Raw genomic sequence first — 20,341 nt, 5'->3', positions numbered from 1 at the left:
TTTATTACTTTATATTTCTTATCTTCATTCATCGTTAGTATTATCCTTTTCATGATTTTATTTTATCATTTTGGGACATTTTATGCTTCGACCTACTTAGGACATTATCACGTTCGAACGATATATAGCCAGTAGTCTAAACGCTCTGCTCCACTCTCTCTTTGTTTATGCTAAAATAGGGTGTATGTGTATTATAGGGAGGAAGAAGATTATGGCTGAAACAAATGAAAATCGTGTACTGGAATTATTAAATGCTGAATTGACAGCTTACTCAAAAAAACAAATTACTACTGTATTGAATTTATTGAGTGAAGGAAATACGGTTCCTTTTATTGCTCGTTACCGAAAAGAAATGACGGGTACTTTGGATGAAGTACAGATTCGCGAAATCGAAGAGCGACACACTTACCTGGAGAATTTAGAAAAACGTAAAAACGATGTCCTTCACTCGATTGAAGAACAAGGCAAATTGACTCCTGAATTGGGAAAAGAGATCAAACAAGCGGATAAAATGCAATTAGTAGAAGATTTGTATCGTCCATTCAAGCAGAAACGCCGTACTAAAGCTACGATTGCTAAAGAAAAAGGGTTAGAACCTTTAGCAGAGTGGTTACTGTCTTTTCCAAAAACCGACGTGACCGCAGAAGCTGAAAAATACATTGATGAAGAACAGGAAGTAGTAACAACAGAAGATGCCCTAGCAGGAGCACACGAAATACTGGCAGAATCTTTTGGTGACGAACCAACTTACCGTCAATGGATCCGTGATTTCACTTTCAACAATGGACGCATCGTTTCAGTTTCGAAAAATGAAGAAGCAGACGAAAAAGGCGTTTATGAAATGTACTATGATTTCAGCGAGGCTATCAAATCAGTAGTATCGCACCGTGTATTAGCGATGAATCGTGGAGAAAAAGAGAAGATTCTAAAAGTCACTTTGGAAGTTGATGAAAACCGAATTTATTCTTATCTAATCAATCAAATTATGAAAGATTTATCTTCAACGGCTGCTCCATATCTACAAGAAGCGTATGTAGACAGTTACAAACGGTTTATTGGACCCGCTATTGAACGTGAAATCCGTTCTACTTTAACAGAAGCAGCCGATGAACAAGCGATTGCGATATTTGGAGAGAATTTGCGTAACTTATTGTTGCAACCCCCTTTGAAAGGAAAAGTTGTTTTAGGGTTCGACCCTGCGTATCGTACAGGTTGTAAATTAGCCATTGTGGACGCTACAGGAAAAGTAATGGATATTGATGTGATTTACCCACACAAACCTGCTGGACAAAGACAACGTGAAGAAGCAGCTATTAAATTTAGAGCTATGATTGAAAAATTCGGTGTTGAAATGGTGGCTATCGGGAACGGAACAGCTAGCCGTGAATCAGAGTCCTTTGTAGCAGAAAACTTGAAACAAGTGGACCGAGAAACGTTTTACGTGATCGTCAACGAAGCAGGAGCATCCGTCTACTCAGCAAGTGATGAAGCGCGCAGTGAGTTTCCCAATTTACAAGTCGAACAACGAAGCGCGGTAAGTATCGGTCGTCGTTTGCAAGATCCATTGGCTGAATTGGTGAAAATTGACCCTAAATCGGTTGGAGTAGGTCAATACCAGCACGATGTTTCGCAAAAACGTTTAGAAGAGCAGTTGGATTTTGTGGTTGAAACAGCTGTTAACCAAGTTGGAGTAAACGTAAATACAGCCAGTACTTCTTTATTGCAGCGAGTGGCTGGATTAACGAAAACGACGGCTAAAAATATTGTATCCTATCGGGAAGAAAATGGCCGTTTTGAAAAACGAAACCAATTGAAAAAGGTTCCTCGTCTAGGACCTAAAGCTTACGAGCAAGCTATTGGATTCTTGCGTATTATTGGTGGAAAAAATGTCTTAGACAACACCGGAATTCACCCCGAATCTTATGCTGAAGCGGAGCAAGTTTTGGAATATACTGGCTTAACTTTAAAAGATGTAGGAACAGAAGCTGCTAAAGAAGCTTTATCTCGTGTAAACTTGGATGAATTGGCTACAAAGACAGAGTTAGGGAAAGAAACTTTAAAAGATATTATTGATGCTTTAGTCAAACCAGGCCGAGATTTACGAGATGACATGGCGGCTCCATTATTGCGCCAAGATGTATTGTCAATGGAAGATATTCAACCCGGTATGAAACTAGAGGGAACTGTGCGAAACGTCATTGATTTTGGAGCTTTTGTGGATATTGGTGTGAAGCAAGATGGATTAGTACACATTTCCAAATTAAGCAAAAAATTTGTTAAGCACCCGACTAATGTCGTAGCAGTCGGTGATATTGTAACCGTTTGGGTAGATCAAATCGATGTGAAAAAAGGTCGGATTTCCTTGACCATGTTGGATCCACAGAAATAAAGAGCAACCATTCAAACGATTGAAATGATAAGGAGGTGTACAGTTGAGTCCTGATGAACTACAAGTGCTGGTAGAACAAATTTCTTTGACAGATTTTGGTGCACCTTTCAACCATAAAGCCAGTTTCAATAAACGGTTACGGACAACTGGTGGAAGGTATCATTTGGAAAGTCACGATTTGGATTTTAATCTCAAAGTTTTTGAAACATTTGGGATGGAGGAATTTTTAGGAGTAATCAAGCATGAGTTGTGCCATTATCATTTACATTTGGCGAACAAAGGGTTTCAACATCGTGATGCGGACTTTAAGCTGTTGCTCCAACAAGTCGGCGGCTCTCGGTATGTAAAATCTCTTGCCAAACCTAAAAAAACTCATTTTTGGATCTATGAGTGTAAAGAATGCGCTCAGAGATATTACCGCAAACGAAGAATGAATACACAAAAATATTGTTGCGGTGTTTGCAGAGGAAAACTGAAATTGAAACCAGAACGACTAGAACAACAAGTCTAATAACTTTTTCTAAAAAAATTCTCAGAAAATTGGCATCAATTTTCTGAGTTTTTTTTGCTTTTGTCAGCAGAATCAAAAATAAATACTTACAATTTATAGATTTTCCTATATAATATAAAAATACACTTCTAAAAAGTAAGCAACTTGACACAAATAAAGAACAAATCAAAGGAGATACAAAGTATGGAAAAATACCGGATAGATCCCAGCCAGGGATTAGAATTTGGATTGTACACATTAGGCGATCACATTCCTGATCCTGCAACAGGCAAGCGTATCTCGTCAGAACAACGGATTCAAGAAATCATTGAATTAGCTAAATTGGCAGAACAAGCTGGATTAGATTTTTTCAGTGTCGGGGAAAGCCATCAAGAATACTTTACCACTCAAGCACATTCAGTTGTATTGGCAGCCATTGCCCAAGCCACGAATAAAATTAAGATCGCCAGCTCTTCAACCATTATCAGCACTTCAGATCCTGTACGTGTGTATGAGGATTTTGCTACATTGGACCTCATTTCGAATGGACGTGCAGAAATCATTGCAGGTCGTGCATCGAGAGTCGGTCTGTTTGATTTGCTTGGGTATGACCTTAGAGACTACGAAGAATTATTTGAAGAAAAATTTGACTTGTTGAAGCAAATCAATGAGCAAGAAGTTGTCAATTGGGAAGGAAATTTCCGCAGACCGTTAAAAAACGCCCACATTCTTCCTAGGCCTGTAAAGGGTTCATTGCCGCTTTGGCGAGCAGTTGGAGGACCGCCAGAAAGTGCCATCAAAGCTGGTTTCGCTGGAGTACCCATGTTTATAGCGATGTTAGGGGGGCCAGTCAGTTCATTTGAGGTTTCTATACGCGCCTACAGAGAAGCGCTTAGCCGTTCAGGTTTTGAACCTGCAGAATTTCCTGTCGCAACGGCAGGATTCTTTTATGTGGCAGAAACCACTCAACAAGCCTTTAAAGAAGCATATCCCTATATCAATCAGGGCTTGCAGCTGGTGAATGGCTCGCCCTATCCAAAGCAGCAATTTGCTCAGGGAGCAGATACCCGAAATGTGATGAATATTGGTAGTGCACAACAAATCATTGAAAAAATCTTGTATCAATACGAAACATTTGGACACCAGCGTTACATTGCGCAAATGGACTTCGGTGGAGTTCCATTTGATAAATTGCAAAAGAATATTGAGATTATCGGCAACGATATTTTACCCGCGATTAAGAAATACACGAAGAAAAAATAGGAGTGAAATAAATGAATGTAGTCTTGTTATCTGGTTCGAATGTGGGGACTAAAACTCGAGTAGCCATGGATTATACGATCAACGTATTATCAGAAAAATACCCGGAGATCGAAACTACTCTTATCGATTTAGCAGAATACGATATGCAGTTCAGTGATGGACGGAATTATTTGGAATATGAAGGGGACACGGGTTACATCACGAAAACGATTATGGCTGCAGATGCTTTGATTATCGGATCACCAATCTTTCAGGCGTCTATCCCGGCCTCATTAAAAAATGTCTTCGACTTATTGCCGCAAAATGCTTTCAGAGATAAAGTAGCCTCTGTGATCGTGACAGCCGGTTCTCCGAAACATTATTTGATTGCTGAACAACAAATAAAACCCATCTTGGCTTATATGAAAGCCCAAGTGGTGCAGCGCTATGTCTTTATTGAAGAAAAAGATATCTACCGTAAAGAACTAATCAACGACGACATCCATTTCCGCATTGAAAATTTAATCGAAGACACAGTAGTGTTGACAGAAACGTACCAAAAAATCAGAGAAGCAAAAGAAGCAGAGTATGGATTCTAATCAGTACGAATAAAAAAGAGGCGGTACAGCAGAAATGCTGTTCAACGCCTCTTTTGTTATAATGACAGAAAGAAGTCTGAGAGATGTAAAAAGAAAGGTGCGAAAAAGATGTCTCATTCTACTGTGACTCAGGAGTTGATAGCTGAAAAATTTCCGGATTATTTAGACAACAAACAAAAAAGGAAAACTATTCAAAGAACGGAAGCATTATTTCGCTCACTAAACAGTCTGCCAAAGAGAAAAATCAACTGGCAAGATTTGTTGTATTTGCCATTATTGACGAAGCCCAAAAGGGATTACACGATAGCACCGCCTGTTGCTATCGATCAATCTGGATTGATCCGCCCTTATTGGAAAGGGCTGTTTTCCCAAGCCATGAAAGAGTTATCGGAACTGGAACAAGTCTCTGTAACGGATTTTGGAGCGGTCGGTGATGGACAAACAGACTGTACAGAAGCTTTCCGGCAGGCAATCGGGAATGGTAGGAGAAGAGTCTTTGTGCCGGGAGGAACTTTCTGTACTCGGGGATTAAAACTGCCGTCTTATACTGCTTTAATAGGATCCGATACAGAAGAAACAGTGTTGATCTTAGCAGACGAATCACCAAAAAAAGAACGCTTGCTAACGAATAAAGATTGTTTGAAAGGGAATCATCATATTGAGATCGCTCATATGACATTGGATTGGAATGTGGAACGACTTCCCAAAGAAGAACGCACCTCTGCTGGAGGAACGACTTCGAGCGGAATCACACTAGCACATGTTCAATTTGCACACATCAAAAAAGTGAAGATCATCAATCCAGGCTTACATGGAGTAGACATTACTTCCATTCGGTACAATTATTTTGGTGATGGCCGGCGTTCGATTTTGGGAAGTCGATTTGTCTGGGTGGATGAGGTGGAAGTGACGGGTTTTGGAGATGATGGGATTACGACTCACCATAGTGATGATTTGCTGATTACGAACAGCTATCTTCATCATCCAAGTGGGAGAGCTCATAAAATAGGCTTTTCCAATTCAAACGGCATTGAAGTAGATGACGGTTCTCAGCATGTGGTGCTGGCAAATAATCGAACGGCTTTTTGCTTTGGTGGTGTAGAAATCAAAGCTCATGAAACCAGTTCAGCAGCTTCCGATACACAAATTATCGGGCATTATTCGTATCACGACAATCGCTCGTATAATTTTCGCCATATCGGCCACCATCAAGGAGAAGATACCCAATCCCAATCTGCTTATGGAATCAGAGCTGCTTATTTAGTCTCGGATTCGCCGCAATACACTGATTTATATGTCAAATCAACTCCGAGAGCATTAGTCGTTTCAGCTTATCAAAGAGTAGCCATTCATTCTTTTTTTGCACAAGCAGGACAAGACGAACAAGATCCGATTGCGATTTCTATTCAGTACCGTGCGAATCAGGTGAAACTACGGAAAATTAAGTTGGAAGGATATACCCGAAGTAAAAAAGCGCTGAGAATCTCAGAAACCGCGCGCGAAGTCTCCATTGTTGAATAAAAAGAATCCCAGGTCAAAACAAAAAGCCATGCAGTTTATTGAACTGCATGGCTTTTCTGGCTAATTAGTTTTTAAACTTCAACTGCTTTTGCGCGAACAGTCATATAAGCATTCTTTTTCAATCCAGGAATCGTCATCATTACGACAAAGCTTGTTAGATACAAGACCGATAAGAATCCCATGACGATCAGTAAATTGTAATTGTCCATCAGAAAACCAATTACAAGTGAAGAGAAACCGCCGATTGCTCGACCTACGTTTAATACAGCATTGTTTGCGATAGAGTGGATTCGTGCAGGATACAATTGACTGACGACAGCTCCATAACCTGGGAACATCCCATTTACGAAGAACCCGACAAATGCTCCGCCAAACAATAATGTCAATTGGCTATTGGCGGAGACAAACAAGAAGACTGAGGCAGCTGCTACCAATAAAAACAGAGCGAAGATGATGCGTGGTCCGAATTTGTCCAGTAAACGTCCGAAAGTCAGCATCCCGGCACACATTCCGACAATCGTTACGACCATCCAAAGAGAAGAGCCAGTAACAGACAGTCCCATTTGTTTTTGCAGGATGGAAGGAAGCCAGTTCATCAGACCAAAGTAGCCCGCAATTTGAACGGTGGCCATAAACATTAAAGCAATAGTGGTTCGTGTTAATTCTTTTGTTTTAAACAATTCTTTTAAGGAAGGTTTTTCTTTTGTGATTTCTTCAGCAGAGGCCATCAGTTCAAACTCCCCATCCACCGAAGCGTGCAGCCAAATGACTAAGAGAATCGGGATTAATCCGAATAAGAATAAAGCTCTCCAACCAAGCAGCGGAATCATGGCTCCTGCTAATAAAGCAGCTGCAATGGATCCTATTTGACCAGCAACGCCGTTCCAAGAAGACATGACACCTAATTTTTCCGGAGGCGATACTTTAGCAATGATGCTCATTGCAATTCCGTATTCTCCACCAGCTCCAATTCCAGCAATAAAACGGAGGACACAAACCCAGAAGAACGAATCTGCGAAGAACAAGGCTGCTGTGGCGAGTGAAAAGATCAGGATCGACCATTTGAATAATTTAAGGTTTCCTTTGCGATCTGCTAACACACCGAACACTAGGCCGCCTAATAGCATACCGAGGTTCGTGATAGTAGAAATAAACCCTCCTTGGGCGCCTGTAATACCAAGATCTGTGATGATGGAAGATAAAGCGAATGACAAAAACATGACATTCAAATCGTCCATCCCAGATCCGGCTAAGGCCGCAAAGAGGGCTTTCTGTTTATTTTTGGGCATAGTTGTACTAGCCATAACGACATCTCTCCTTAAAATGGATGCTCTCTGACATCCTTTATTTTAGTTCTCACACAGTATAGCCATAATTTTTCATTCTGGCAAGTATAAAATTCGCTTGACAGTATAAAATTTTCCGTTGACAACCCCTGTTCAGTTCGCTAAGATTAGAACCAATGAAATACAAAAGATTTCCTTAATTGAGTCCTGTGAGGCTGAAAGGAAGTGCGGAAAAGTTATACTCTCTTTGCGCTCCTATGCCCATCTACAGGCTAGGAGTGCTTTTTTTGCTGGGAGACTTCCAGCTTCAGCTGGTTTAGTCGAACAGTACAAGATTGAGCGTAAGCGAGAGGTTGTTCATAAAATTTTATCTTTTTTGCAAAATTGCTAGGCCTCGCAGCTCTACTACAACAGCATATGAAGTGTCACATGTAGCTACTTTACTGGAAGAACAAACCGAAACCAAACCGACATGGAGGATAAACAAATGATGACCAAACCTATTATTGCTTTAGATGTGCCGTCTAAAGCAGAAGCAATGTCTTTTCTAGAGTCTTTCGAACAAGAATCCTTATTTTTAAAAGTTGGGATGGAATTGTATTACAGTGAAGGTCCAAGTTTGATACGTGACTTAAAGGATAAAGGCTATCAAATCTTTTTGGACCTAAAATTGCATGATATCCCCAATACTGTTTATCGAGCGATGAAAGTTTTGGCAACTTTAGAAGTGGATATGGTAAATGTACACGCAGCTGGTGGAAAAGAGATGATGGAAGCGGCCATGAGAGGGTTGGAAGAAGGAACCAAAAAAGGGAGTAATCGTCCATTACTGATTGCTGTAACTCAGCTGACTTCTACTACAGAAGAAGCAATGCAAAACGAACAACTGATTGGACATTCGTTAGAAGAAAGTGTCACTCAATATGCCAAATTGGCTTATCAAGCGGGATTGGATGGAGTAGTGTGTTCAGCACTAGAAGCTCGCATGATTCATGAAGCGACTGGTCAAGGATTTTTATGTGTGACTCCCGGCATTAGACCTGCAGGAGCTGACATTGGAGATCAAAAACGTGTAGCTACGCCTGAGTTAGCGTTAAAAGAAGGAGCTACTCATATTGTTGTGGGACGTCCGATTGCACAATCTGAAAACCCAGTAAAAGCTTATAAAAACATCACCAACCAATGGAATGGGGAGAAATAAGATGAATCAAGAGACTAAATTTGCAGATTTATTATTGGAATGTGAGGCAGTCAGTTTGAGTCCGAAAGCACCTTTTACTTGGGCGAGCGGTATCAAAAGTCCAATCTACTGCGATAATCGTATTACGATGAGTTACCCATCAGTGCGAAAAGAAATCGCTAAAGGGTTGGCCGACTTGATTCAACAATTTTATCCAGATGCGGAAGTGATTGCTGGAACGGCTACAGCTGGGATTCCTCATGCTGCTTGGGTGGCGGAAGAATTAGATTTGCCGATGATTTATGTCCGTGGTAAAGCTAAAGATCATGGCAAACAAAATCAAATCGAAGGACGCCTTCAAAGTGGACAAAAAGTGGTTTGTATTGAAGATTTGATTTCCACAGGCGGAAGTGTCATAGATGCTGGACTAGCCATCCAGAAAGCTGGAGGAGAAGTTTTAGGTTGCGCAGCAATATTCAGCTATCAACTTCCTGCAGCAAAAGAAAACTTCGGAAAAGCTGGATTTGAGATACACACACTTTCAAACTATACGACTTTAATCGAACAAGCTGTAGAAAAAGGCACTATTGACTCGGAAGAAAAGCAGTTGTTAGAAGAATGGCGTAAAAATCCTTCTCAATGGGGAAAATAAAATGATTGCAAAAAGCGGACCAAAATAATGGTCCGCTTTTTTAAACGTCCTGTTCCACGCTCTTTTTGTTATTAGTAAATACTATTTTGCTGTCGGTATTTTTGGATGACAAAACTGACGGCATAAAAAGCAAACCCAATCAGTATTTGTGTCCCTAACATCGTATAAAAAGGCTGAATGCTCTCTAACGAAAGTGTCGTGCTGTCTAGAACGATTTCTGTTCCCTTAACTTGCCAAATAGGGGTGGCAAAAGAAGCGACTTGTTGCATTAGGGGACTGACAAATGCACGCGGTACAAATATACCGCTGGCAAAGGCTAGCACCAAGCTGACTGTTGTTGATAAAAATGAAATGGCTCCTTTAGAATTGGCTATAGTGACACAGAAGTAGGCCATTGCTTGAATACCAAACATTGCAATAAAGCTATTGAGTGCTAACAGCAATCCTTTTTGAGAAAAAATAGTCTCTACCCCATAGAGGACGATTGCCCCGACCATCAAAAGTGACCAAAATACTATACTAAATGTAATACAACCCCATAAGATTTGTACCCACCGCTGACTTTCTGTTACCATTCCCATCCGGTCTCGCTTCATAATTTCAGGATTTCGCATAGCAAGTATGGCATACCCAAAAGTGGTGATGAACGTGGTAATCATAATATAAGAAATAAAATAAGCGTAGTTGGTACCAAACGCCAGCAGAGAAACGTTTGCATTGGTTTCAGAAGGGATAATCTCTACATTTGACTGGTCTGCTTGTTGATTTAGGTCGGCTAGAGCCGAAGTTAGTTGAGTGGAATCCGTAAAATCCGTTATTTGAGAAGAGAGCAATTGTAAATTCGTTAGATAGGTATTGATTAAAATATCTACAAAAGCTTCGTTTTCTAAGGATTGAGTGACGGTTTTCTCTAATGGAATGTCTTCTTTAGCAGAATCAATAATGGATTCTCCAAAACCTTCTGGGATGGTTAAAATATAATCTGCATTTTGATAGTAAAGAGTATCAGCGATATCTTCCGGTGTATTGCTAACCGGAACTACATTTAACTGTTTCTCCAAATAATTCAGCAAGCTTTGTGAGACTGGGTCATCGTCATCGTAATTGATAATTCCGATATCACTTTGTGCCACTTCAAATTGACTAGTATAGCTGTTACTGAACAGGGCATTTACAGGAATAACAATTGCCAATAGCAATAAGACATTCCAAATAATCGAAGTTGAATTGTCTTTTAACAGTTGATAGAAAAGTTTAAAGATTTTCATAATCAGTCCTCCTCAATGCCATTAAAGTAATCATCAAACAGACAATGGCATAAGCACTTAAAATCAACATATTCTCGTTGTATTGTTCATAAGTGGGATAGCTGTTTAAATAATAAATAGCATCATTGATGAGAGAGAATGGGTTGATTTTGGCTAGCCAGGGAGCTTTTTCCATAATGAAATATTTTAAGTCAATCACCATCAAACCAGATAAAGCACCAAGCACAAGCGGTACTGCAATTGAAATACCAATCAAAACTTTCGTGTTAGCCTTCAAGAGACTAGCTACTGCCGTACCAAGTAATAATCCAACCAATACACCTAGTGTCATCAATGCAACTAGACGAAAAGGATCATTACCTAGTGGAACGCCGTTTAGATTGTAAATAATCAATAAGAGATAGACAATAGCTAAACAAGAAACTGCGCCAGTGATAAACATGGCTCTAAAACGCTTGCTTTTAGGAACTGGGCTTGCTGTGACAAGCAAGGCAGCTGGAGAGTAATTGGCTTCATTGTCCGTCACCATACTAACCCCAATAGACATGAAGAAAATACAAATATAAGCTAGGCAAGCATAATAAAAAATACTCATCCCAGTAGTGCCATTATCTTTAGCTGAATCTGCTGTGAATGATTTCGACATATTAGAACTAGCTAGAGACTCATTAACAGCCATAATCGATTGCTGGGGATCATCACTTTGCGCAGCATTGGTGTATAGTGTATTAATTGTGCCATTGATAGAGGCCATAGTGTTCAAGGCGGTATAAATAATCGTGGAAGACATAGAATTTGCGGCATTAGGAGCTACTGTCAAAGCGATATCAAATTGTTGGTCCGTGTTATCCACATAAATAATATCCTCCACTGCACCATCCTCCAGTAGTTGCTGAGCTGTTTGAGAATCTGTTTCGTAATACATCATATAGTCATTTTCCGTTAGTTCATTGGCTACCAATTCATCCTGTTCTAAACTAGCTGGAGTAGCAATGGAAGAAAAAGAATCTTTTGCGCTGTCAATTTCTTCTTCGTTACCTTCAAAAACCATTGCTACGGGAACCGTTTCTAAAACAGTATCTGTCGCTATTAGTCCTTGGAAAGCAAAGAGATAAATGAGCCCAAAAACGAGAGGGAAAATGACACCGAATGCTACGCCGTCTTTGTTGCGAAAAAAAATTTTAACAGCATATTTTTGCAAATGACTAAACATTGTCCCGCAACTCCTTTCCTGTGATTTCCAGAAAGACATCATTCAATGTTGGACGTTGGACGGTTAAGTTCAATAGAGTGATATGCTCATCTTCAAATAATCCGATTAAAGTCATCAGATGACTAGCTCCTTTTTGGAAATGAACGGTCAAATCACCTTGGTGGTAATGGAATCCTGAGACTTCAGGCATTTGTTGAATCTTAAGTTGCGTTTCTTCCGGCAAATCAAAGACTTCTGCTTTGACAACTTCTCCATGCTGGGAAATAGCTTTGATTTCATCACTTGTTCCAGTAATAATTTCTTTGCCTTTGTCCATAATAGTCAAACGATCACAAATCAATTCTACTTCTTCCATATAATGTGTGGTGTAAATAATGGTTTTTCCTTCATCTCTCAATTGTTTGATTCCATCTAAAATACGATTTCGAGATTGCGGGTCCACTGCTACTGTCGGCTCGTCTAAAATAATCAGATCAGGTTTATGAGAAATACCACAAGCTAAATTCAACCGTCGCAAGAGCCCGCCCGATAATTTTTTAGGTCTGAAATTACGAAATTTTTCCAAGCCGACAAATTCAATGGCTTCATCTACGTATTGCTTCCGTTGTTTTTTATTTTGAATATACAATCCACAGAAGTAATCGATGTTTTCTTCTACAGTGAGTTCATCATATACTCCAATATTTTGCATCACCAGTCCAATTCTTTTTTTGATGTCATAATTGTTCGGATGCATTTTTTCTCCAAATATATCTACAGAACCTTTTTCGTATCGTAAAAGAGATAGCATACAATTGATAACAGTTGATTTACCACTTCCATTTGGACCTAATAGACCATAAATTTCACCTTCATTGACGGACATACTAAAATGGTCAAGTGCTACTAACTCTTTATACCGTTTTACCAAATCATGGACTTCGATTACCATCTTATTTCTCCTCCTTACTCTTTCTTTTATTATGTCAAATAGGTATGCGATTTTGAATGATAATTTGTCACTTCATCAGATGACATCTGTCACTAAAAACAACTAGTAAATATGGTAAACTGTTCTTATGAGGAGGGGAGAATATGAGATGGTTGGAACTAGGAATACGTGCTGTTTTATTAGGAATGATATTTTTGCTTCAAATGATTATCGAACCAAATTCATTTCCAATTATGGAACTATGTATAGTAGTTATTTATGGTGCATTGTACTTATTGACAGAGAACTTAGATGTGCCTAGACGTTATCTCATTTATTTTAGTGTATTCTTTCTCACCAGCATTTTCCTGCCTGAACTGTACTTATTTTGGCCTCTTATTTTTTATGAATATTCTCTTAAATCCTACAAAAACTACAGTTTGTTTCTATTGCCACTTTTGTTGGGATTAGGGATAGGGCAATCCATTTATATAAGTTTTTTTATTACAAGTCTGTGTTGGATAGCTTCGATTATCCACACGGTTATTGATAACAGTCAAACATTTGAAAAAGCCTCATTTGAAGAAATAGATACATTACGTTTCTTAAATCAGCGTATTAAAAACGAACAAGATAGCCTATTGCATTTGCAAGATGAGAAAGTAAATTCATCTCGTTTAGAAGAACGGAGAAGAATTGTAGAAGAAATCCATGACCTTCTAGGGCATCAGTTGAGCAGTGCCATTATTCAAATTGGTGCTCTAGAATATGTAGCTACTGAACCAGAAATGAAGTCTTCTCTCACTCAAGTAAAAGAAGTGTTGAGCACGAGCATGAGTAATGTGCGGACGGTTATCCACACAGAACGACAAACAACGGTGAATTTGGAAGAAGAATTACGGATACTTGTGCACCAATTTTCTAAATGCCCTATCAGCTTCCGCTACAAAAATTATGCACTGATTGATAACCAAACCGCTCATTCAGTCGTTAACATAGTGAAAGAAGCTTTAACAAATATCAATAAACATTCAACAGCCACCTCTGTTCAAGTCCGATTTACAGAAGTAAGTCATCAATGGACATTATTGATAGCGGATAATGGAACAGTGTCAGAATATCAAATGAAGCATCCCAAAGGTATTGGATTGTTGAATATAGAAGAACGGGTAAGCCAAATGAATGGCCATATCCATATCAATTATGAAAATGGATTTCGTATCTTTGTTGTTATTCCGAAAAAGGGGGAAGCAGGATGAATATTCTATTAATAGATGATGACGCTTTGGTAATCAATGGTCTTCGAACAATCATCGAGATGGGAACCAAACACTTTCCAAACCCGTATCAAATTTGCAACACAGGGAAAAATGGAAATGAGGCCATCAGCCTTTATCAACAATATCAACCGGATATTGTCTTGATTGATATTCGTATGCCGGAATTAGATGGCATTACTGCGGGAAAACAAATTGTTCAACTGGACCCGAATGCGAAATTGATTTATCTGACAACTTTTTTAGAAGATGAATACATTATAGATGCGCTGAAGTTAGGTGCTAAAGGCTATTTGATGAAAACAGATTACGACAGTATTATTCCAGCAATTGAAGCAGTAGCGTCTGGACAGCGAGTATTTGGAGATGAAATTATTGTCAAAATTCCTGGATACTTTTTTAAAGAGCAGAAAAAAGGTTCCTCTTTTCCTCTTTTGACTGAAAAAGAAGGAGAGCTAGTGTATTGGGTATCACAAGGACTGAACAATAAAGAAATTGCTGAAAAAATGCACTTTAGTGAAGGGACGATTCGTAATTACCTATCCATTATTTTAGAGAAACTCCATTTACGAGATCGAACTCAATTAGCGATTTATTATTACAAGAATTCAGAGCAATTTTAGAGAGAGTGTTTTCTCAGATATCCCATCAAAGTCTGCTTTACAATCTTTTGAAATATTGTTAGAATAGTCTTTGTTGCGATAAGCGGTCGTGGCGGAATGGTAGACGCGCCAGCTTGAGGGGCTGGTATCCAATATGGATGTGGAAGTTCAACTCTTCTCGGCCGCATAAATTGAATGAAAAGTATAGCATTAACGTTTACAGCTGATTTCCTTACTCTTTTGAGGGTGAGGGAAATGGCTGTATTTTTGCGAGTGGGCTAGCGTGATAGATTATGTGCCTCACTATTTAAGTGGAATTATAAGCTACAAATAACCTTCTTTAATTTAAAAATACGTACCTAAAAAAAGCAGCTCTGAAAGCTAAAATATTTAAAAATAAACACCTAACAGTTAATTACTAATGCTCTGATATTACAATTCTTTAATGTTATAATTTAGTAACAAGGGCATTGAAAAAGAATATTTTTTGAGGAGAGTATTGTATGACCGATAGCGTTAGACTAATAAAAGTTATTTATTTCGATGAAGACTCAGCTTTGGAATATTTAGATATTATTAACAATGGTAGATATTTTTTTAACGATGAAATAGTAAAAAATGCAGGAAATTCATTTGACAATAACACGCAATTGTTGGCTGAGGGTAAAGTTAAATTTAAAGACTTTTTGTTTGGAATGATGAGTTTTGGTGCGAGTGCTTCAAACTCAACAGAAGCTGCATTTTCAAAAAACAACAATAAAATGCTTAAAACAACCTTGTCAAATACTATACTAACAGACTTTGTTGCTAAAAAAGATAACGCCGAGATACACGAATTTACTGATTATAATCTTACTTTAGAGAAAAATTCTTTTGCATATTTAAAAACGTTTACACCTTATTTAAAAATGATGAAAGACAATACAGATGATATGGAAGATTTCGATATAAAACTTTTAGATGAAACACTAAATGATGCTAAAGGTTACTACGAGATATTAGCAAGTAAAGATGTAGATAAAGTTGTCTTAAGATTTAATAATAATACGTTTAAGAACAATTACAGCATAGGTGACTTACAAACAATGAATATAACGTGCTATGCAATTCGAGTAGGAGAAATAGATAAAAAAAATTTGGTTGTTGAGAACTTTTTTGTGGATATGGCTAATGAAGAAGATACTAATACAACTGCAGTTACTTCAGTTTCAGATGATTATGAAACAGTTAAAGGTCAATTACAAGAGCAAGAACAAGAGCAAGAGCAAAAACAAGAACAAGAACAAGAAATACTGCCCTTATTTGATGTTGTATTAGCAGGAGTATTGGCAGGTGTTGAATCTGAATAAAGTAACTGTTTTCATAGGACCCAAAAGTCATTTTGAATTACAAGTAACTGAAAGATTAGAAGATTATAGTACGCTAAGCGAGATAGTAGAAGTGCTTATAGCTATATCTAATACCACATGGCACAAAGTTGAAGGACAAGAAACTCCAAAACAAAAACAACCTACCTATAAGAATTTAGTTTGTTTTTCAGATGAATTCAACGGAATAAGCGAAAATTTACTCTTAAGTTTCTTTTCGAGAATTAGTAAGTTAAATATTGAAAATGTTTACATGCAAAATCCACCACAAAAAATTTATGAACAAGCTAAAGAATTAAAGATAAACTTTAAAAAAATTGAATATAAATATAATCAGTTAACTGAAGAAAATCTGATAGACATTAATGATAAGTTTGAATTGAATATAATTGGACAACGTGAAGCAAAAAAGGAAATATTAATTAGTTTGGTACCTTTGTTAAATGCTGGAAAAAGTAAACCAGTCGTGATTATGTTATACGGGCCAACTGGTGTGGGTAAAACTGAAACAGCTAAATTTATTGGGGAAATACTTGGTGGGAAATTTTTTAGACAACAACTATCTATGTTTCAAAATCAGCGAGCTCATAATTTTCTCTTTGGAGGCGAACAAGGAACCGACTCATTATCTTATGAATTAGTGAATAGAGAGTCTAACGTTATATTATTGGATGAATTTGATAAGGTCGATCCTTCATTGTATAGTGCATTTTATGAAGTATTTGATGAAGGTATATTTAAAGATGTATTATATAAAGTGAATTTGAAAAATAGCATAATCATATGTACTTCAAATTTTAGAAATTTAAATGATTTCAAAAAAACATTAGGTGCGTCTATATACTCTAGATTTGATAATTTTATAGAGTATAAACCTCTTAGCATAGAAGATAAAATGAAAATTATAAATTTGAAAATTGACGAATTATTAAACTCTCAAAAAGAAGAAGATAAAAAAAAGATTAGAAGAGATATTATATTTAAAATTATGATTGGAAGATTAGACAAGTTGGATAACGTTAGAGAAATTAATAAAGACATTGAGAAATTAATCTCATTACAATTACTGGATGCAATATTGAAGAAATAAGTTAATTGATTTTAGAACTTTATCAACTGCATATTAAAAGTGGTATTGCGTGACATGAAACGTAAATATGCTATATATAAGATAAAAAAATATTGACTCTTTAAGGTGCGTGTTTTACTGTAGGTTTGTGTGTGCTTTTTATTTTAGAAGATTATATATAATTTGAAATTAGCTTTAAACGTTGGTAAATTAACATTTATACATGAAAATGCGGAATTTGAGCAGACGCGCCAGCTTGAGGGGCTGGTATCCAATATGGATGTAAAAGTTCAACTCTTCTCGGCCGCATAAATGAATTAAACTATTTAAGGCTTTTGTACAGTGTAATGCTGTTCAAAAGCCTTTTTTTACCAATTATAATATTCTTATTTCATACATAATCACAGATATTTAATTTATATAAAACGTTTTTTTATTGTTATAACCATGTTTGCAATCCTTTTTTTGTATAAAACACGAACATCTTATGCATATCATTTTATAAAAATCTAAATTAATGGTATGGTGCACTCTGTAACAAATAAAGATTATTGGAGGCAATTGGATTGAAAATTATTGTAGTAGGTACATCTCACGCTGGTTATGAAGCAACTCAAACGTTGTTGAAAGAACACAATGATGCTGAATTACATATTTATGAGCGTGGAGCAACAGCATCATTTTTATCTTGCGGAATTCAAAGTTACCTAGAAGGTATTGCTGAATCTCTAGATAGTTTACACTATGCTACGGAGGAAACTCTTAAAGAGCAAAACGTGACTGTTCATATGAACAGTGATGTTGTAGGTATCAATCCGGAAACGAAAACCATTACTGTGAAAACAACTGATGGAGAAACAGAAGAAAGTTATGATAAATTAATTCTTTCTCCAGGAGCAATGCCAGTGAAAATTCCAATTCCTGGTGCTGACCTAGATAACATTTTTTATGTACGCGGTCGTAACTGGGCTGAAAAAGTTAAAAACCGTATGAGCCAATCGAAAAAAGCAGTCGTTGTAGGCGGAGGTTACATTGGTATCGAAGTAGCCGAAGCATTTGCTAAAGCGGGCATTGAGACAACTGTCATCGATTCTTTAGACCGAGTATTGAACACTTACTTGGATCAAGAATTCGTTGATGTGCTAAATGAGAATATGCAAGAAAATGGATTGACTGTTCGCACTAGCGAAATGGTTAAAGAAGTCGTGGGTGAAAATGGAACAGTCACTAAAGTTGTGACAGATAAAGGGGAATATGAAGCAGATACAGTTATCATGGCTGTTGGAGTTCGTCCGAATACGAAATGGTTGCAAGGCATCGTTGAATTGAATCAAGATGGAACTGTAGTGGTTGATGAGTACTTGGAAACTTCTGCAAAAGACATCTTCGCAATGGGAGATGCTACTAAGATCCCATTTGCTCCTAATCATGGATCTAAATTGATTGCTTTAGCTTCAAATGCTCGTCGCCAAGGAGTGATTGCAGCTAAAAATATTTTAGAGAAAAAAGTTAAAATGCCTGAAGTATCTGGAACATCAGGATTAACTTTATTTGATTACAAATTAGCTTCTACAGGTGTGAAAGACATTGATCAAGATTCGATCGAAGCTGAAGTAGCAAGTACTTTTGTAGTAGAAAACATTCGTCCTACTTTTATTGATGACGAGAAAGTGATGATGAAAATCCATTTTGAAAAAGAAAGCCACCGCATCGTTGGGGCTCAATTGATGTCAACTTATGACGTGACAGCTTCAATCAACGCGGTTTCTGTAGCTGTTTCATCAGGATGGACATTAGAACAATTGGCATTTGCTGATTTCTTTTTCCAACCTGGATTCAACCGTCCATGGAACTATTTGAATGTTCTCGCTCAAAAAGCTTTGGATGGTAACTTTGATGGGGAAAAGCTGTAAAAAAAAGCTATAAAATAAGATAACTCCCTCAAAAAATTAAGTAAAAAAGAAAAAAGTATCACGCTGCTGTTGATAGGTAGCGTGATACTTTTTTGTATCTAGAATTGTTCCATTTCAAAAGACAGCTCGCTCATTTAAATAACCTTTAAGATGGATGGCATTTTTCCATAAATAAACAGTATACAAAACCGCAATGATTGTAGTAACGACAACTACTTCTATTCGAGTTGAACCTACATTAGAAATACTCGCCAAAAAATTGTAAAGAATGTGCGCTAGAATGCAGACTTTTAAATTGCGCGAAGAAATCATGACTACCATAAACAAAAAGCCGACTACAAAGGCGTTCATAATTTGAAGAGATGTTTCGTAGCCTGTCATCTGGGTAGCAACAAGACTGATGATATGACCGAAAGCAAAAGTTGAACTAATGAAGAGAACAACCGTTAAATGTTTCCACTTACGGCTTAAAGCATTGAACATTAATCCACGGAAAATGACTTCTTCCATAAAGCTTACTGCTGTATAAAAACCTAAGAGCGCTAGAACATCAAGTAAAGGCAGTGATGTTTGAAAACCATAAAAAAGTGAAATACCAGAGATGAAAAAAAGTGGCAAATAGTAAAGCATTATTTTGTTGGATTCAGTGGCTGGAGTTGTCAAACCTATTTCGGTGCTTAAACCGGTTCTATAAAGATAAAGGAAACATAGCGATGCTAACAATAACTGTGGAACTGCTTCAATTAAATAAACTTCTCGATCTGTTTGAGCATAATTTCCGATAAAGGTAGCCAAAAGAAGATAAAGGATGAGCCAAAATAAGGTGGGAAACATAGGTTGTCTGTGATGAAATTCCATAAGACTGATCCTCCTTTTAAAGAACCAAAGAATAAAAAAAGATTGTGTGTAGGTGAGCAATAAAGAGTGAATCTTATTTCATTGAACTAATTATACTCTTTCAACGATGTGAAGTATATTATTTCGATTGTACTGGGGATCTATAAGAACGCTTCTTGCAAATAGAAGATGAGACGGTAACTGTGCAATTATTTTTTTGAGTATCGTAATAAATAAGCTTGAAGGGTAAAAACATAGACAAGAACAATAAAAAAAGCAGAAAAATTCACAAACAAATATTTGTTCGGACAATATAGAATATTTTCTTTACATGTACGTATAAGTGAGATATAATTCTTTTTGAAAGCGCTATTATAATAAACAGAAGGAGGTAAATTCTGAACCACTCCCCGTCAAGTAGACAGGTTAAAAAACAAAATAATTGTTTACCCTACCACATTGAATAAGATGCTCAACGTGGTATTTTTTTATGAGGCTAAAGAACGGTACTCCGAAGGAGTTAAAC

17 protein-coding genes and 1 tRNA gene are annotated in these 20,341 nt (G+C 37.4%); 13 read left to right on the top strand and 5 right to left on the bottom strand.

All coding sequences use genetic code 11. The features are described 5' to 3' along the window. The first annotated feature begins 211 nt into the window (after positions 1-211). The 5 genes from ACEN4I_RS12800 to ACEN4I_RS12780 all read left to right on the top strand — a co-directional run bounded on the left by ACEN4I_RS12800 (position 212) and on the right by ACEN4I_RS12780 (position 6,241). Complete coding sequence (locus ACEN4I_RS12800; protein WP_407097242.1) at positions 212-2,389, top strand: Tex family protein; 2,178 nt, start codon at positions 212-214, stop codon at positions 2,387-2,389. A 43-nt stretch (positions 2,390-2,432) separates the two neighbouring features. Continuing rightward, entirely contained in the window at positions 2,433-2,900 is a 468-nt protein-coding gene (locus ACEN4I_RS12795) for a SprT family protein (protein WP_407103244.1), read from the top strand. A 183-nt stretch (positions 2,901-3,083) separates the two neighbouring features. Beyond that, complete coding sequence (locus ACEN4I_RS12790; RefSeq protein ID WP_407097241.1) at positions 3,084-4,142, top strand: LLM class flavin-dependent oxidoreductase; 1,059 nt, start codon at positions 3,084-3,086, stop codon at positions 4,140-4,142. Positions 4,143-4,153: 11 nt separating this feature from the next. Continuing rightward, positions 4,154-4,720, top strand: coding sequence for an NADPH-dependent FMN reductase (locus tag ACEN4I_RS12785; protein WP_407097240.1), 567 nt, complete (start codon positions 4,154-4,156; stop codon positions 4,718-4,720). Between the two features lie 108 nt (positions 4,721-4,828). Beyond that, positions 4,829-6,241, top strand: a complete 1,413-nt coding sequence (locus tag ACEN4I_RS12780) for a glycosyl hydrolase family 28-related protein (RefSeq protein WP_407103243.1) — start codon at positions 4,829-4,831, stop codon at positions 6,239-6,241. Between the two features lie 71 nt (positions 6,242-6,312). On the opposite strand, the gene ACEN4I_RS12775 is transcribed toward ACEN4I_RS12780, so the two are convergent. Then, positions 6,313-7,545, bottom strand: coding sequence for an MFS transporter (locus ACEN4I_RS12775; RefSeq protein WP_407103242.1), 1,233 nt, complete (start codon positions 7,543-7,545; stop codon positions 6,313-6,315). 469 nt (positions 7,546-8,014) lie between these two features. Here ACEN4I_RS12775 and pyrF point away from each other — a divergent pair, with 469 nt between their 5' ends. Both pyrF and pyrE read left to right on the top strand, forming a co-directional pair. Then, positions 8,015-8,728: an orotidine-5'-phosphate decarboxylase gene (pyrF, locus tag ACEN4I_RS12770; RefSeq protein WP_407103241.1), complete on the top strand. Its 714-nt coding sequence runs from the start codon at positions 8,015-8,017 to the stop codon at positions 8,726-8,728. A 1-nt stretch (position 8,729) separates the two neighbouring features. Next, positions 8,730-9,359, top strand: a complete 630-nt coding sequence (gene pyrE, locus ACEN4I_RS12765) for an orotate phosphoribosyltransferase (RefSeq protein WP_407103240.1) — start codon at positions 8,730-8,732, stop codon at positions 9,357-9,359. Between the two features lie 71 nt (positions 9,360-9,430). Here pyrE and ACEN4I_RS12760 read toward each other — a convergent pair whose 3' ends face one another. Genes ACEN4I_RS12760 through ACEN4I_RS12750 form a run of 3 tightly spaced genes read right to left on the bottom strand, consistent with a single transcriptional unit; the run spans position 9,431 to position 12,771 of the window. Next, positions 9,431-10,627 carry an ABC transporter permease gene (locus tag ACEN4I_RS12760; RefSeq protein ID WP_407097235.1) on the bottom strand — a complete coding sequence of 399 codons (1,197 nt, stop codon included), beginning with the start codon at positions 10,625-10,627 and terminating at the stop codon, positions 9,431-9,433. Then, positions 10,614-11,840: an ABC transporter permease gene (locus ACEN4I_RS12755; RefSeq protein ID WP_407103239.1), complete on the bottom strand. Its 1,227-nt coding sequence runs from the start codon at positions 11,838-11,840 to the stop codon at positions 10,614-10,616. The genes ACEN4I_RS12760 and ACEN4I_RS12755 overlap by 14 nt, the downstream gene beginning before the upstream one ends. Continuing rightward, the gene (locus ACEN4I_RS12750) at positions 11,833-12,771 is read right to left on the bottom strand and encodes an ABC transporter ATP-binding protein (protein WP_407097233.1); all 939 of its coding nucleotides are present in this window, start codon (positions 12,769-12,771) and stop codon (positions 11,833-11,835) included. The genes ACEN4I_RS12755 and ACEN4I_RS12750 overlap by 8 nt, the downstream gene beginning before the upstream one ends. Before the next feature lie 143 nt (positions 12,772-12,914). On the opposite strand from ACEN4I_RS12750, the gene ACEN4I_RS12745 reads away from it, so the two are divergent. The 6 genes from ACEN4I_RS12745 to ACEN4I_RS12720 all read left to right on the top strand — a co-directional run bounded on the left by ACEN4I_RS12745 (position 12,915) and on the right by ACEN4I_RS12720 (position 18,978). Continuing rightward, on the top strand, positions 12,915-14,009 hold the full coding sequence (locus ACEN4I_RS12745; protein WP_407103238.1) for a sensor histidine kinase: 1,095 nt from the start codon (positions 12,915-12,917) through the stop codon (positions 14,007-14,009). Further along, positions 14,006-14,650, top strand: coding sequence for a response regulator (locus ACEN4I_RS12740; RefSeq protein ID WP_407103237.1), 645 nt, complete (start codon positions 14,006-14,008; stop codon positions 14,648-14,650). The genes ACEN4I_RS12745 and ACEN4I_RS12740 overlap by 4 nt, the downstream gene beginning before the upstream one ends. Before the next feature lie 82 nt (positions 14,651-14,732). Then, positions 14,733-14,816 (top strand) — tRNA-Leu (locus ACEN4I_RS12735). 316 nt (positions 14,817-15,132) lie between these two features. Further along, positions 15,133-15,978, top strand: coding sequence for a DUF6414 family protein (locus ACEN4I_RS12730; protein WP_407097230.1), 846 nt, complete (start codon positions 15,133-15,135; stop codon positions 15,976-15,978). Beyond that, on the top strand, positions 15,962-17,086 hold the full coding sequence (locus ACEN4I_RS12725) for an AAA family ATPase (RefSeq protein ID WP_407103236.1): 1,125 nt from the start codon (positions 15,962-15,964) through the stop codon (positions 17,084-17,086). Before ACEN4I_RS12730 ends, ACEN4I_RS12725 begins: the two co-directional genes overlap by 17 nt. 545 nt (positions 17,087-17,631) lie before the next feature. Next, positions 17,632-18,978 (top strand): FAD-dependent oxidoreductase, encoded by a 1,347-nt coding sequence (locus ACEN4I_RS12720; RefSeq protein WP_407097727.1) that lies wholly within the window; start codon positions 17,632-17,634, stop codon positions 18,976-18,978. A 114-nt stretch (positions 18,979-19,092) separates the two neighbouring features. Here ACEN4I_RS12720 and ACEN4I_RS12715 read toward each other — a convergent pair whose 3' ends face one another. Continuing rightward, positions 19,093-19,836: a CPBP family intramembrane glutamic endopeptidase gene (locus ACEN4I_RS12715; protein WP_407097726.1), complete on the bottom strand. Its 744-nt coding sequence runs from the start codon at positions 19,834-19,836 to the stop codon at positions 19,093-19,095. Between the last annotated feature and the right edge of the window lie 505 nt (positions 19,837-20,341).

This window comes from Desemzia sp. FAM 23990 (assembly GCF_045528485.1).
Lineage (GTDB): Bacteria > Bacillota > Bacilli > Lactobacillales > Carnobacteriaceae > Desemzia.
Note: the sequence above shows the minus strand (reverse complement) of the source record. Positions and strands in the feature narration are given on the sequence as shown.

What these genes read in the sequence shown, in the direction of transcription:
- ACEN4I_RS12780 (WP_407103243.1), top strand. Translation starts at nt 4,829, where the DNA reads ATGTCTCATTCTACTGTGACTCAGGAGTTGATAGCTGAAAAATTTCCG.
- ACEN4I_RS12785 (WP_407097240.1), top strand. Translation starts at nt 4,154, where the DNA reads ATGAATGTAGTCTTGTTATCTGGTTCGAATGTGGGGACTAAAACTCGA.
- ACEN4I_RS12745 (WP_407103238.1), top strand. Translation starts at nt 12,915, where the DNA reads ATGAGATGGTTGGAACTAGGAATACGTGCTGTTTTATTAGGAATGATA.
- ACEN4I_RS12755 (WP_407103239.1), bottom strand. Translation starts at nt 11,840, where the DNA reads ATGTTTAGTCATTTGCAAAAATATGCTGTTAAAATTTTTTTTCGCAAC.
- ACEN4I_RS12790 (WP_407097241.1), top strand. Translation starts at nt 3,084, where the DNA reads ATGGAAAAATACCGGATAGATCCCAGCCAGGGATTAGAATTTGGATTG.
- ACEN4I_RS12750 (WP_407097233.1), bottom strand. Translation starts at nt 12,771, where the DNA reads ATGGTAATCGAAGTCCATGATTTGGTAAAACGGTATAAAGAGTTAGTA.
- ACEN4I_RS12775 (WP_407103242.1), bottom strand. Translation starts at nt 7,545, where the DNA reads ATGGCTAGTACAACTATGCCCAAAAATAAACAGAAAGCCCTCTTTGCG.
- pyrF (WP_407103241.1), top strand. Translation starts at nt 8,015, where the DNA reads ATGATGACCAAACCTATTATTGCTTTAGATGTGCCGTCTAAAGCAGAA.
- pyrE (WP_407103240.1), top strand. Translation starts at nt 8,730, where the DNA reads ATGAATCAAGAGACTAAATTTGCAGATTTATTATTGGAATGTGAGGCA.
- ACEN4I_RS12715 (WP_407097726.1), bottom strand. Translation starts at nt 19,836, where the DNA reads ATGGAATTTCATCACAGACAACCTATGTTTCCCACCTTATTTTGGCTC.
- ACEN4I_RS12740 (WP_407103237.1), top strand. Translation starts at nt 14,006, where the DNA reads ATGAATATTCTATTAATAGATGATGACGCTTTGGTAATCAATGGTCTT.
- ACEN4I_RS12760 (WP_407097235.1), bottom strand. Translation starts at nt 10,627, where the DNA reads ATGAAAATCTTTAAACTTTTCTATCAACTGTTAAAAGACAATTCAACT.
- ACEN4I_RS12730 (WP_407097230.1), top strand. Translation starts at nt 15,133, where the DNA reads ATGACCGATAGCGTTAGACTAATAAAAGTTATTTATTTCGATGAAGAC.
- ACEN4I_RS12800 (WP_407097242.1), top strand. Translation starts at nt 212, where the DNA reads ATGGCTGAAACAAATGAAAATCGTGTACTGGAATTATTAAATGCTGAA.